A 12725-nucleotide genomic window follows, 5' to 3' on the forward strand; every position below is an offset into this window, starting at 1 on the left:
AAAGGTTGCTTTTTTCTTCGATTCCGGTATAATAGTTTCTGTTGCGAAATTGAAGTTAACATGCTGGTGTAGCTCAGGGGTAGAGCAACGCACTCGTAATGCGTAGGCCGGGGGTTCAATTCCCTTCACCAGCATCTTGAAAGACCTGAACAGAGACGCGGTTCACCGTTGAATACGGAGAACCGCGTTTTTTTATATTCTCCATTTCGCTGTAAATTGTAGGTTTGTCTCTATACAAACGATGTATAACGTCGTATACTAAATTTAACTGAACTGATGATATCTGCCCATTCGGGAAGCTTCCGCCGTATAAGTCTAGGGGAAGCTTCCCTTTTTTGCTGGCCTTGCCAGAAAGGAGAAGCCATGTCGAATACCGAACGGATTCTCGACGGTTATAAGAATATAGAAAGCCGCATTCACGCCTTTATAATTGAACATTCCCGGGTAGAGTATTTGGAGGGCTCAAACGAAATCGTGCATGGGGGGGCGTTCTCGTGGACCCGCCTGTTGGGCGGCGATTCAGACCTTCAAGAAGTGCTGTGCCTGGATTATACCGAGCTGGGCCGAAAGGCGATAAATGTGCTGGAATCGGCGACCAGCCGGCATCTGGATGATTTCTGCCGCAGTTACGAGTCGGTTCTCAGCTATTTGCGCCAGGATTCGCTGGTATGGGTGCCAAGTCTGGAGCAACTGTTCCAGTCCATCAAGATCGAGCTGGATATTCAGCAGTTCTTTGTCGCTTCGCCCCATTATGTATAAATTTAACGCTAATGCCAGCAAAATTTAAGGAAATTTTCAGCTTGGCGTCAGGATTTTTTCAGGTTTCGGGGGTATGATAGGACTACCAAACACCCCCCAGTGTTGTGGTTATTCTTTTGAAGCCCGGCCGACTCCCACGGCCGGGCTTTTTGTGCGGCCGGAGGACGGGGACGCGCGCCCCGGTGCGGAGGCGCGTCTAGCGCACGGCCGGCGCCTCCAGGCCCATATAACGGCGCATCTGCGATACGGCCTGATCGGCGAGCTTCGCGTCGGTTACCGACATTTCCCCGTGGAAGCCCCGGCATTGATAGCGGACCCGAATGCCGTCCGCCAGACGCTCATTCTCGTAGACTCTCATCCCGGCGGCCCGCATGGCCAGACGGACCTTTCGCAGATCGCGCGCGGCCGCGGCTGCTGCGGCTTCCGCCATCTCGACATAGGGAGCCGGAGTCCGAAGAAGGCGCGCCAGCAGCCGTCCGTCCCGTTCCAGGGCCGTGATGACGAGCGGAAGCAGAATATAGGCCTGCAAAAGCCTCCGGTCGCTGTTCTCCTCATGTGGCATCCTTCTACCTCCCGATTACTATTACTAGGAACATATATTCGTATTTTATTCCCAACCCCGGCATGATTCAAGAGGTGCAGGAAAGGAAATCAGAAAAAGAAGCAAAATCGAGAGTATTATGTGATTTATTTCACAATAAATGCCCGGCGCTGCGTATATATTGAATTTATAAGGTTAAAATTAAATTTAAAATTTGGAATGGAAAAGAGGAATCGCCATGCACGCACAGACACGGATGCTGCGGGGGCTTGTCTTTGGGGTATTGATTAGTGTGCCGCTCTGGATGTCGTTGATCGGCTGGATGCAGCTGCTGTAAACTCCGAAGGCGGGTGATAGGCGTTGGTCTGGATTGGAATTGCGGGAATTGCGGCTGTGTGTGCGGCGCTTACGGTGTACGCCGGGCTGCTGGTCTACAACGTGGCTGTCCGGCGCGCGCCCAAGACGGTTTATATCGCCAAAAGCGGCGGAAAAGGCGGTCCGCCCCCTGTAGCGGGCGCCTCGTGGGGGGAAGGCCAGCGCTGGATCGCCGGCCGGAACTTCACGAACTGGGAGCTGACGGCCCCGGACGGGCTGAAGCTCCGCGGCTACTGGCTGCCGTCGGACCGCGCAGAGGGGCGGACAGCGATTATTGCCCACGGCTATTCGGGCAAGGCCAAGGATATGGGCGCCTATGCCCGCATTTACCATGAGGTGCTTGGCTTCCATGTGCTGCTGCCCGATGCCAGAGGGCACGGGGAGAGCGGCGGCGATTACATCGGGTTCGGCTGGCAGGAGCGTCTTGATTATGCCGGCTGGATCCGGAGAGTGCTGGAGGAGACGGGACCGGAGTCGGAAGTGGTGCTGCACGGCGTATCCATGGGCGCAGCTACCGTGCTGATGGCAGCCGGCGAGGAACTCCCTCCGCAGGTCAAAGCGGTCGTAGCCGACTGCGCTTATACGTCGGCGGCTGCGGAGCTGGCTTATCAGATGCGCCGGCTCTACCGGCTGCCGTCCTTCTTCCCGGTCCTGGACGGCGCGGGGCTGGTTACCCGCATCCGAGCCGGGTACAGCCTGCGCGAAGCTTCGGCGCTGCGCCAGGTAGCGAAGGCGAAGACGCCGATTCTGTTCATACACGGCGAAGCGGATACGTTCGTTCCCGTCGGGATGATGGAGGAACTGTATGCCGCCTGCCGAAGCGAGAAGGAACGCTGGTCCGTGCCCGGAGCCGGCCACGGTAAATCCTACGATCAAGACCCGGAGGCATACGTGCGGCGGGTCTGCGATTTTGTGCTTCGCCATTTGCGCGGAAGAGCGCAGAAGCCCTGAAAATTGGACGACGCCCGGCTATCCGCTTCTATGCGGACGGCCGGGCGTCTTGGTGTATGCGTACATAGACTATGCTATACGCTGTATTTAATTTCCTTGTCTATTTTCAGCAGCCGTTAAGCGAGAAGCATTCTTTTCCAAAACGACAAAAGCCCTACCTCTCTCTTGCCCTTGCGGCTCCAATGACCGCGCCAGTATGAATCGGAATGCGATGGTAAAATGATTCTCGTATAAAAATAAGGTTTTCAGCAAGAAAACGTAAGGTTTTGTACCGGGGATTCCGATAAAGAAGAGATACGTCCTATTCTTGAAGAAGAATTACGAGGAAACTAAATATCTTACTATTGTACCAGATATTGCGAGAATACGCAAGCAACAAAAACCGCTGGAGGATGAACACCATTATGAAAGTGTATCGGGCCTTTTTGCGGCAATCGGTCTACAATTATTTGCTTGGCTCCGTTATGGCCGTGATCGCGACGGGGAGTCTGCTCATGCTGTCTACTCTGGAAGTATCCACAAGGGAATATATGAGGCTGCTGCTGGTGTTGGCCGTCTCCTTCTGCATTATGGCAGGGGCCGAGCTGTTCGCGTTCTACCGGCATATCCGGCCTGTTTACCGCAGCTTCGCAGGCGCAAGCGAACTGGAGGATCTGCGGGCCGCCTATGATCGGACGCACCGTCTGCCGGGCCTGTCGGTCCGGCGGATTATGGGGCCGCATCTGCTTGGACTAAGCCTGCCGGCCGTCGGCATGGCGCATTGGATGATTCATGTGAAGCTTCTGGATATGCCTTATTATTATCCGTTTCTCGCGCTGGCCGGAGCGGTGCTGATTGCCTGCATGCATGCGCTGATCGAGTTTTTTCAGACCGGAGCCACCATTGTGCCGCTGCTGCGGCATCTGCGCAATGAAGCGCTCCGTCTATATGGAGAGGATTTCTCGCTGGAAGAGCATAATCTGATCTCTATCCGCCCGAAGTTTCTGATCAGCTGCACGCTGATCGGTACGTTTCCGCTGTTTCTGTTCAGTCTGATGACGCATGTGCGCATCCGCGACCTTGGCGGCGGCGCTCTCTTGAGCTACTGGGGATGGGCGGCCGTCGTGCTGATCATGGGCACGGTGTTCTCGCTGATCGCGGCCTGGCTGCTGACCCGCAGCGTGCAGCAGCCGATCGGGCAGCTCTACGAATCCATGAAGAAGGTCAAGGAAGGGCGGCTGGAACAGACCCAGGACTATTATTCGGATGAATTCTCCCGTCTGGTCGCAGGCTTCAATGTGATGGTCCGCGGGCTTCAGATCCGGGAGGAGCAGAATCAGCAGCTGCTGGACAGTCTGTTCACTTCGCTTGCCGTGGCGCTGGACGCCCGCGACCCGTACACGGCGGGGCATTCCATCCGGGTCGCCGAGTATTCGGTCATCATCGGGCAGCTCGCCGGACTGAAAGGGGAAGAGCTCGACAATCTGCGAAAATCGGCGCTGCTGCACGATATTGGCAAGATCGGCGTCCGGGATGCGGTGCTCTTCAAGGAAGGCTGGCTGACGGAAGAAGAGTTCGATCAGATCAAGAGCCATCCGGTGCTGGGCGAGAATATTCTCCGGCAGATTGAGCCGCAGGAGAAGATGCTCCCTTATCTCGGCGGCGTCCGCTCGCATCACGAACGGTATGACGGCAAGGGGTACCCCGACGGGCTTGCAGGCGGAGACATTCCGCTGTTTGGCCGGATCATTGCGGTGGCCGACGCCTACGATGCGATGACCTCCGACCGTCCCTACCGGAAGGGAATGGAGCACGGCAAGGCGCTGAAGATTCTGAGTGAAGGCCGGGGAACCCAGTGGGACCCGGTATTTGCGGGTCTGCTGCTGGGCTACTTCGAGCAGAACCGGAGCCGCGGAATTCCGGAGGCGGAGAGCGGCTATGCAGGCGATTATCCGATAAGCGGATAATCGCTTTTTTTTAACAAAATTCAAAGAAATAGGAGAGTCTGTAGAAGCATCCTGTTTATCCCTGGAGAATTCGTGATCGATTTCGTGAACTTTCTCACAATCTCCCGAAAACGCTTCGGGTTTCATTGATGGAACGGGATGGGACCGTTATAATTAATTAGTCTGGTTTTTATATAATTAAAAAATAAGGGAGAATTTTATGAAACGCGCTGATGTGTGGCTGATTGGCCTCGTTGTGGTGGTGGCGCTTGCGCTGATCCTTCCCCGCTGGCTGTCGGACCATAACGATAAAGGCGGGGAGAACCGGGTGGCCCGGGTAACCGTTGACGGCAAGCTGTTCAAGACGGTCCAGCTTACCAAGGAAGAGCAGATCGTCGAAATCCGCACAGAACGCGGTTACAATATTCTGAAGGTGCATGATTACGGCGTGGAGATGTACGACGCCGATTGCCCGGACAAGGTCTGCCTGGAGTTCGGCTTTATCCGCCATCCGAAGCAGACGATTGTATGCCTGCCGCACCGGGTGCTCGTCGAGATTGCCAGCGCGGGCGGAGAGGACGGGGTAGACGCTTATGTCCAGTAGAGATTCGGCTCTGGCGCTCAAACGGACGGTGATTATCGCGATCTTTGCGGCGGTCGCCGTCGTGCTGGGCATTGTAGAGGCGCAGATTCCGCTGAGCAGCGTGGGTCTGATGCCGGGGGCCAAGCTGGGGCTGGCCAACATTATGGTGCTGACGTGCATTTATTTCCTGCGGGCGCGCGATGCGCTCACGCTGGTTATTCTCAAGACGCTTCTGACGGCATTTCTGCTGGGCACATTCTCCAGCCTGCTGTTCAGCCTGTTCGGCTCGCTGCTGAGCTTCGCGGTGATGCTTCTGCTGATGCGGATGGGCAAGAACCGGCTGAGTCTCGTCGGCGTCAGCGTTGCGGGCGGCGTCGCGCACAACGTCGGCCAGCTCGTCGCCGCTTCGATTGTCATGAACGCATCCAGCATCATGTATTATCTGCCGGTGCTGCTGATCTTCGGACTGGTGACCGGCGTTGTCGTCGGCATCGCGGTTCGTTATTTGACGGAATCGCTGTCCGAGATTTCATTGTTCGAGGATTTTCTGCACTAGGTATCGAGGGGAGGCGGCCTAAGAGATGGACCACATGAACGCCAAAAGTACAGCGGGCTCGGCCGGAGCCGCGGCCGTGTCCTTGAGAGAGGTCTCCTTCGGCTACACGCCGGAGCAGCCGCTTCTGAGCGGAATCAGCCTTGAGATACCGGCCGGGCAGTGGGTGGCCCTCGTCGGACCGAACGGCTGCGGCAAATCAACGCTGGTGAAGCTGCTGAACGGGCTGCTGCCCGCAGCTTCCGGCCAGATTGAAATCTGCGGCACTCCGCTTGAAGACAAGCACGTCGCCGAGGTTCGCCGCCGCATCGGCATGGTTTTCCAGAATCCCGACAACCAGTTCGTCGGCGAGACGGTTGAAGAGGACATTCTCTTCGGTCTGGAGGGGCTGTGTCTGTCCCGGCCGGAGATGGAAGCGCGTCTTATGCGCGTTACGGCTGAATTTGAACTTGCGCCGCTGCTCGGCAAGCACCCGGGGGAGCTGTCCGGGGGGCAGAAGCAGCGCGTTGCGATTGCGTCGATACTTGCCATGGAGCCAGGCATCGTCATTATGGACGAGGCCTCTTCGATGTTGGATGAAGCGGGGCGGAATGCCCTGCTGGCCGTGCTGCGGAAGCTGCACGGGGAAGGCTATACGGTGCTGATGATTACGCATGACGCCGAGGAGATCCGGGCCGCCGAGCGCGTCATCGCGCTGGGCGGCGGCGGCGTGGCGGCGGACCGGAAGCCGGAGGAGCTGTTCGCGGATGAGGGCCTGCTGGCAGCCTGCCATCTGCGCGCGCCTTACGGCTGGCGGCTCGCCGCCGAACTGAAGCGGCTGGGCATTGATGCCGGATCGGCAGCCGGCGGAGAGGAGCTGGCAGAGAAGCTATGGCCATCGAACTGAAAGAGGTCAGCTACACGTATGCCGACCGCACGCTCTGGAAGCAGACGGCGCTGCACGATATTGATCTGAAGATTCCGGCCGGATCGCTCGTCGGCATCGCCGGGACGACGGGTTCGGGCAAATCGACACTGCTCCAGCTGTTCAACGGCATTCTGAGGCCGTCCAGCGGCTCGGTAACCGTGCTGGACGTTACGCTTCAGGCAGGCGCCAAGCCGCCCCGGCTGCTGCCGCTCCGGCGGCGGGTCGGCTTGGTCTTCCAGTTCCCGGAGCACCAGATGTTCGCCGAGACGGTGGAGAAGGATCTGCTGTTCGGGCCGCTGAATTTCGGCATGGACCGGGAGGAAGCGGGGGTCCGCATCCGGCAGGCGATGAACGATATGGGGCTGCCGGAGGAGCTCCTGGCGCGCAGTCCGTTCCGCCTGAGCGGCGGCCAGATGCGCAAGGCGGCGATCGCCTCGGTGCTTGCCGCCGACCCGGAGATTGTCATTCTGGACGAGCCGACGGCTACGCTCGATCCCGTCAGCCGGGATGAGCTGGTGGTGCTGCTCGTCCGGCTGTGCCGGGAGCAGGGCAAGACGGTCGTGGTTGTGACGCACCGGATGGACGAGCTGCTGCCGTATGCGGATCAGTGGGTCCTGCTCGGCGAAGGCCGGGTGCGGTATCAAGGGGATGCCGCAGGTCTTGCCGCCGAACCCGGGATTCTGACCGGCTGCGGACTGGCTGTGCCGCAGTCGCTGCTGTACTGGCGGGCTGTGGCCGGAAAGCTCGGCCTGCACGGGGAAACGCCGCGGCTGACGCCCGAGAGTCTGGCGGCGCTGATTGCGGAGAAGCTGGGCCGGAATGCGGCGGAAGCGGCCGGCTCCGGGCCGGACGCTCCGGCAGGAACGGAGGCCGGCGATGAATGAACGGCTGCTCCTGGGAAGGAGCATTGAGACCGGGTCCTGGGTTCACCGTCTGGACCCCCGCTCGAAACTGCTCGGAATGCTGCTGTATGTAGCGGTTATCCTGCTCTGCCGATCGTGGACGGATATGGCGCTGCTGGCCGTCTTCTCGGTTTTGGTCATGGCGTCCACCCGGATATCACTGAACTATTATCTCAAGGCGGCCAAACCGCTGAAGTATTTGATGCTCTTCATCTTCGTCGTTCAGACCCTTACGGTCAAGACCGGAGAGGTCTGGCTGAGCCTCGGGGCGCTGGAGCTGCACGAGGGCGGTCTCCGGCTGGGGGCCTTCTCGGTCATCCGCACGTTCTTCCTGATTACCTTCACGGCGCTGCTGACGTTCACCACGCGGCCGAGCCGGCTGAATCAAGGGCTGGACGGGCTGCTGAAGCCGCTCGGGAAGCTCGGGGTACCAACGGAACGGCTGACGCTGATGATGAGCCTTGCGCTGCGCTTCATTCCCACCATTCTGGATGAAGCGCAGGTGATTCTGAAGGCGCAGGCTTCGCGGGGAGCGGATTTGTCGGAGCTGAAGCTTGCCGACAAGGCCCGGATGCTGATGACGCTGCTTGTTCCGGTTATCACCGGGGCGTTCCGCCGGGCACAGGATCTGATCTATTCCATGGAAGCGCGCGGGTTCGTGCTGGATGCGCCCCGCACGTATTATCACCGTCTGCGTTGGGGAGCCGCCGATACGCTGTTCATTGTCCTGTTTCTTGCCGCGGGTACCGCCGCGGCGCTGCTGTGAGCGGGACGGAAGCAGGAAGGAACGGATTTGAGCCGATGACATGCAGGTCCCGCCGGACGGCCGCGGTAAATTGGCGAGCTGCGGGGATTTGGCATTTCGCGGGAAGTAGGAGGAATACGAAGTGGCGCGTTATTTTAATGGTAAAGAAGTGGAGCTGCTGGCCCCGGCCGGCACCTTCGAGATCTTCAAGGAGGTCATCGAAGCCAATTGCGACGCCGTCTATCTCGGCGGGCCGGTTCTCAACATGCGCATGATGCGCAAAGGGTATAATCTGTCGCATGCCGAGATGGAAGAGGCGGTAGAGACCGCGCACGGTCTGGGCAAGAAGCTCTATGTGACCGTCAATAATCTGTTCAGCGAAGCCGACGTGGAAGAAGCCCGGACGTATCTGCGGTTCCTCGACCGCATCGGGCCGGATGCCTTGATCGTTCAGGATATGGCCGTGCTGTCGCTGATCCGCGAAATGGGACTCGGTCTTCCGGTGCACGCCTCCGTCATGATGAATGTGCATAATCTGGAGATGATCCGCGCCCTGGGCGAGCTCGGCGTGACGCGGACGGTGCTGTCCCGCGAGATGGATCTCGCCGCGGCGAAGCTGCTGCACGGGCTGACGGGGATGGAGCTGGAATATTTCGTCCACGGCGATATGTGCTCCGTCCATGGCGCGAACTGCTACTTCAGTTCCCATGTGTTCGGCATGAGCAGCAACCGGGGCAAATGCATGAAGCCCTGCCGCTGGGACTACCGGGTGAAGAAGGACGGCCGCGTCTACCCCGCGGAGTATCCGCTGGCGGTCAAGGATATGTATATGTACGAGCACCTGCCGGAGCTGATCGACTCGGGGATTACCTCTTTCAAAATCGAGGGCCGGATGCGCGACAAGGATTTCATGGTCATGCTGGTCAATGCTTATGGCGACGCCATCGACCGCTACATCGACGATCCGGCGGGCTTCGACCGCGCGCTGGAGGCCAAGCTGCTGTACGACAACCGCAAGCGGGATTTCTCGACCGGCTACGCTTTCGGCAAGCCGGGCCTTGCCAACATCAACCGCCGCTACGAAGGAACCGGCAAATTCTACAGTACCGGCAAGATGTTCAGCACACCGACCGCCGAGCGGGAGTTGAGCGGGAAACGGGTGGACGAGCTGCGGCAGGCCCTGGTCGAAGCGGCCGCTTCCCGGATGGCAAGACGCGGCGCTGATGCGGGCGCGGGCGCGGTTGGGGTCCGTGTGAACAACATGGAGCAGGCGCGGACCGCTCTCCGGCACGGAGCGGATTATTTGTACTTGTCCGGGGATGTGTATGAACCGGACCGTCCGTTCACGAAGCGGGATATTCTGGAGCTTGGCGCCGCCAAGGGCGGAACGAAGCTGGTGCTCGGTCTGCCCCGGATGATGACCGAGCTGCATTTTGACCAATATGACCAGCTGCTGATCCGCGGCGATCGTCTGCCGATCGACGGCATTCTGGTTACGAACCTGGGCGCGCTGCGGCGGTACCGTCAGGCCGGTTATCCGCTCATCGGCGATACGAGTCTCAATATCTATAATCATGTGGCGGCCGCCCAGTATGCGGAATGGGGCCTGGAACGGATTGCGGTGTCGCAGGAGATGACGCTGGAGCATTATGCTTCGTTCGTGTCCGGAACCGACGTTCCGATGGAGATGGTCGTGCACGGAACGCCGGCGCTGATGTATATGGAGCATGATCTCTATGCGAACGCCGACGGAGCGGAGCCGATCGCCGAAGAAGACAACCGGTTCGTGCCGAACCGCGTGCTGGTGCTGAAGACCGACCAGGGCGAGAATCCGGTCTACCGGGACCAGCACGGACGCTGCCATCTGCTGATGGCCAAGGAGCTGAATTATCTGCCGCTGGTTCCGGAGATCCGGGCGCTTGGCGTCTCGGTATTCCGGATTGAGGGAGCGACGTACCGGCCCGAAGAACTGGGCATCATTCTGGATGCGTACCGGCAGGCGCTGAGCGGCGGCGGACAGCATGCCGCCGAAGCGGCGGGGATGCTTGAACCGCTGTATGCGGGCTATACGCTCGGCTCGCTGCAATTCAATTAAGACCGGATTGTGCCGGTGTTCACATAAGGAGGAACCGCGATATGGAGGATTACACGATCGGCCGCGAAGCGGTCGCAGCGAAACGGCGTCGGTATTTCTATCCGTGCACACAGCATTTCTACCGAAACGCACCCCAGATTGTCCAGGGGGAGATGCAGTATTTGTACGATGAGAACGGCAAGAAATACACCGATTTCTTCGCCGGCGTCTCGGTGGTGGCCTGCGGGCACTGCAACCCGGCCATTACCTCGGCGACCATTGCCCAGCTCCAGCGGCTTCAGCATACAACGACGATCTATCTGACCCAGCCGAATGTGGACCTGGCGGAACGGCTGGCCGAGATTCTGCCGGGGAATCTGCGGCGGAGCTTCTTCGTCAACAGCGGTTCGGAGGCGAACGAAGGCGCGATGCTGCTCGCCCGGCGGCATACCGGGCGCAAGGGCTTCATTGCCCTGGAGAGCGGGCTTCACGGCCGCACGAATCTGACGATGAGCGTAACGGGGCTGCCGATGTGGCGGACGGACCCTTATCTGGACCCGGATGTCCACTTCATCCGGCGTCCGTACGATTCGGAGCTGAGCACCGGGGAGGCAGCCGCACGCTCGCTGGCGGATCTGGAGCGGGTGCTGGCGGAGCACGGGGATTCCATTGCCGCGATGATCGCGGAGCCGATTCAGGGCAACGGCGGCATGATTATGCCGCATGAATCCTATTTCCGCGAAGCCGCCGAGCTGTTGAGACGCCGCGGCGCGCTGCTGATCTTCGACGAAATCCAGACCGGCTTCGGCCGGACCGGGCGCATGTTCGCCATGGAGCATTTCGGGGTGGTTCCCGATATCGTCAGCATGGCCAAGGCGCTGGGCAACGGCGTTCCGGTGGCTGCGTTCGCGGCCTCGGACGAGGTCGCCGCATCGCTGAACTCGCCGTCGGCCTCCACCTTCGGCGGCAATCCGGTCTCGGCGATTACCGCGCTGGCCGTGCTCGACTATATGGCCGACCAGCGGCTTCCCGAACGCGCGGAACGGCTGGGGGCGAAGCTGAAGGAAGGACTGGCCGGGCTGAAGGAGCGCTATCCCGGATTGATCCGCGACGTCCGGGGCGCCGGTCTTATGCTTGGGGCCGAGCTGGGCGGAGCGGAGGCCGGCGAAGCGGCAGAGCTGACGGACGAAGTGCTGGAGCGGATGAAAGACCGCGGCTTCATCATCGGGAAGAATGGAACCGGCCGCAATGTGCTGGCCTTCCAGCCGCCGCTGATTCTGGCCGAGGCGGATATTCAGGACATGCTGAAGACGCTGGACAGTGTGCTGGCCGAGCTGGCATGACGCACCGCCATGTCCACCTCCGGCGGGAGGATGTGCCAACACACGGAAAGAAGGGACTCATTTGGCCGTAATTCATCTGTTCAAAACCACCACGACAAAGCTGAGAATGTTCGGCGAACTGGTCATGTTCTCGCATACCCTGTTCTCGCTGCCCTTTGCGATCATCTCGATGGTCTGGGCGGCGGGCGGCTGGCCGTCCGGCCGTGTCATGCTGTGGGGGCTGATTGCCCTGATCGGGGCCCGCAACGGCGCCAACGCCTTCAACCGGCTGGCCGACCGCGAATTCGACGAGTGGAATCCGCGGACGGCCCATCGCCATCTCCCCCAGCGGCTGCTGCGGAAGAAAGAGGTCGCCCTGTTCATTGCAATCAATTATTTGATTCTGATTATTGCGGCCGGGATGCTGAATCCGCTCTGTCTGGTGCTCTCGCCGGTCGCTGTTCTGCTGGTGACGGTGTATTCCTACACCAAACGCTTCACCTATCTGAGCCACTTGTACCTGGGATTTGTGATTGCTTCCGCGCCGATCGGCGCCTGGTTCGCCGTAACGGGACGGTTCGCCTTCACGCCGTTCGTCATTGGAACGATCGTCATGCTCTGGATCGCCGGATTCGATATTATCTACGGCACCCAGGATATTGATTTTGACCGCAAGCACGGGCTCTTCTCCATCCCGAGCTACTTCGGACTGAAGAACGCGCTCCGCATTGCCCAGGGCCTGCATCTGATTATGGTGCTGCTGCTGCTGTTCCTGTACGCCTACCGGGATCTCGGCTGGCTCTACTTGACGGGAATCGGGATCGCAACGCTGCTGCTGATGACGGAACACCGGATCATCCGTCCGCATAACCGCCGGCTTATGAAGCTGGCCTCCTATAATCTCAATCAAGTCATCAGCATGGTCATTCTGGGGTTCGCCCTGGCGGATTTCTTTATCGCATAAAAGGAGGAGCCCGGTGCTCCTGCCCATAGAGAAACGACGAACCGGAAGCGGAAGCTTCCGGTTTTTTGCGCTCTGCGAACAAGGGAGAACACAGCCTTAACCAAAAATTAAAATTTAATAAAAA

12 protein-coding genes and 1 tRNA gene are annotated in these 12725 nt (G+C 59.4%); 12 read left to right on the forward strand and 1 reads right to left on the reverse strand.

The window, feature by feature from the left end; genetic code table 11:
• Positions 1-62: 62 nt before the first annotated feature.
• Both RBI05_RS07135 and RBI05_RS07140 read left to right on the forward strand, forming a co-directional pair.
• Positions 63-134, forward strand: a tRNA-Thr gene (locus RBI05_RS07135).
• A gap of 229 nt (positions 135-363) precedes the next feature.
• Positions 364-759: a hypothetical protein gene (locus RBI05_RS07140; RefSeq protein ID WP_150458935.1), complete on the forward strand. Its 396-nt coding sequence runs from the start codon at positions 364-366 to the stop codon at positions 757-759.
• A gap of 196 nt (positions 760-955) precedes the next feature.
• On the opposite strand, the gene RBI05_RS07145 is transcribed toward RBI05_RS07140, so the two are convergent.
• A complete protein-coding gene (locus RBI05_RS07145; RefSeq protein ID WP_150458936.1) occupies positions 956-1321 on the reverse strand; it encodes a hypothetical protein in 366 nt (121 codons plus the stop codon).
• Positions 1322-1660: 339 nt separating this feature from the next.
• On the opposite strand from RBI05_RS07145, the gene RBI05_RS07150 reads away from it, so the two are divergent.
• From RBI05_RS07150 to RBI05_RS07195, 10 genes are all read left to right on the forward strand, one after another.
• On the forward strand, positions 1661-2626 hold the full coding sequence (locus RBI05_RS07150) for an alpha/beta hydrolase (protein WP_310550577.1): 966 nt from the start codon (positions 1661-1663) through the stop codon (positions 2624-2626).
• Between the two features lie 404 nt (positions 2627-3030).
• A complete protein-coding gene (locus tag RBI05_RS07155) occupies positions 3031-4572 on the forward strand; it encodes an HD domain-containing phosphohydrolase (RefSeq protein ID WP_310550578.1) in 1542 nt (513 codons plus the stop codon).
• A 199-nt stretch (positions 4573-4771) separates the two neighbouring features.
• Complete coding sequence (locus RBI05_RS07160; RefSeq protein ID WP_150458938.1) at positions 4772-5155, forward strand: NusG domain II-containing protein; 384 nt, start codon at positions 4772-4774, stop codon at positions 5153-5155.
• On the forward strand, positions 5145-5690 hold the full coding sequence (locus tag RBI05_RS07165) for a Gx transporter family protein (RefSeq protein WP_310550579.1): 546 nt from the start codon (positions 5145-5147) through the stop codon (positions 5688-5690). The genes RBI05_RS07160 and RBI05_RS07165 overlap by 11 nt, the downstream gene beginning before the upstream one ends.
• A gap of 25 nt (positions 5691-5715) precedes the next feature.
• Positions 5716-6573, forward strand: coding sequence for an energy-coupling factor ABC transporter ATP-binding protein (locus RBI05_RS07170; protein WP_223879904.1), 858 nt, complete (start codon positions 5716-5718; stop codon positions 6571-6573).
• Positions 6558-7478: an ATP-binding cassette domain-containing protein gene (locus RBI05_RS07175; protein ID WP_310550580.1), complete on the forward strand. Its 921-nt coding sequence runs from the start codon at positions 6558-6560 to the stop codon at positions 7476-7478. Before RBI05_RS07170 ends, RBI05_RS07175 begins: the two co-directional genes overlap by 16 nt.
• Positions 7471-8262 carry an energy-coupling factor transporter transmembrane component T family protein gene (locus tag RBI05_RS07180; RefSeq protein WP_310550581.1) on the forward strand — a complete coding sequence of 264 codons (792 nt, stop codon included), beginning with the start codon at positions 7471-7473 and terminating at the stop codon, positions 8260-8262. Before RBI05_RS07175 ends, RBI05_RS07180 begins: the two co-directional genes overlap by 8 nt.
• Positions 8263-8383: 121 nt before the next feature.
• The gene (locus tag RBI05_RS07185) at positions 8384-10336 is read left to right on the forward strand and encodes a peptidase U32 family protein (RefSeq protein WP_310550582.1); all 1953 of its coding nucleotides are present in this window, start codon (positions 8384-8386) and stop codon (positions 10334-10336) included.
• 41 nt (positions 10337-10377) lie between these two features.
• On the forward strand, positions 10378-11658 hold the full coding sequence (locus RBI05_RS07190; protein WP_310550583.1) for an aspartate aminotransferase family protein: 1281 nt from the start codon (positions 10378-10380) through the stop codon (positions 11656-11658).
• A gap of 106 nt (positions 11659-11764) precedes the next feature.
• Positions 11765-12601: a UbiA-like polyprenyltransferase gene (locus RBI05_RS07195; protein ID WP_310550679.1), complete on the forward strand. Its 837-nt coding sequence runs from the start codon at positions 11765-11767 to the stop codon at positions 12599-12601.
• Positions 12602-12725 lie beyond the last annotated feature (124 nt).

Source organism: Paenibacillus glufosinatiresistens (assembly GCF_031470375.1).
GTDB classification, from domain to species: Bacteria; Bacillota; Bacilli; order Paenibacillales; family Paenibacillaceae; genus Paenibacillus_AQ; species Paenibacillus_AQ glufosinatiresistens.

What these genes read in the sequence shown, in the direction of transcription:
- RBI05_RS07140 (WP_150458935.1), top strand. Translation starts at nt 364, where the DNA reads ATGTCGAATACCGAACGGATTCTCGACGGTTATAAGAATATAGAAAGC.
- RBI05_RS07145 (WP_150458936.1), bottom strand. Translation starts at nt 1,321, where the DNA reads ATGCCACATGAGGAGAACAGCGACCGGAGGCTTTTGCAGGCCTATATT.
- RBI05_RS07155 (WP_310550578.1), top strand. Translation starts at nt 3,031, where the DNA reads ATGAAAGTGTATCGGGCCTTTTTGCGGCAATCGGTCTACAATTATTTG.
- RBI05_RS07160 (WP_150458938.1), top strand. Translation starts at nt 4,772, where the DNA reads ATGAAACGCGCTGATGTGTGGCTGATTGGCCTCGTTGTGGTGGTGGCG.
- RBI05_RS07165 (WP_310550579.1), top strand. Translation starts at nt 5,145, where the DNA reads ATGTCCAGTAGAGATTCGGCTCTGGCGCTCAAACGGACGGTGATTATC.
- RBI05_RS07170 (WP_223879904.1), top strand. Translation starts at nt 5,716, where the DNA reads ATGGACCACATGAACGCCAAAAGTACAGCGGGCTCGGCCGGAGCCGCG.
- RBI05_RS07175 (WP_310550580.1), top strand. Translation starts at nt 6,558, where the DNA reads ATGGCCATCGAACTGAAAGAGGTCAGCTACACGTATGCCGACCGCACG.
- RBI05_RS07180 (WP_310550581.1), top strand. Translation starts at nt 7,471, where the DNA reads ATGAATGAACGGCTGCTCCTGGGAAGGAGCATTGAGACCGGGTCCTGG.
- RBI05_RS07190 (WP_310550583.1), top strand. Translation starts at nt 10,378, where the DNA reads ATGGAGGATTACACGATCGGCCGCGAAGCGGTCGCAGCGAAACGGCGT.
- RBI05_RS07195 (WP_310550679.1), top strand. Translation starts at nt 11,765, where the DNA reads ATGTTCGGCGAACTGGTCATGTTCTCGCATACCCTGTTCTCGCTGCCC.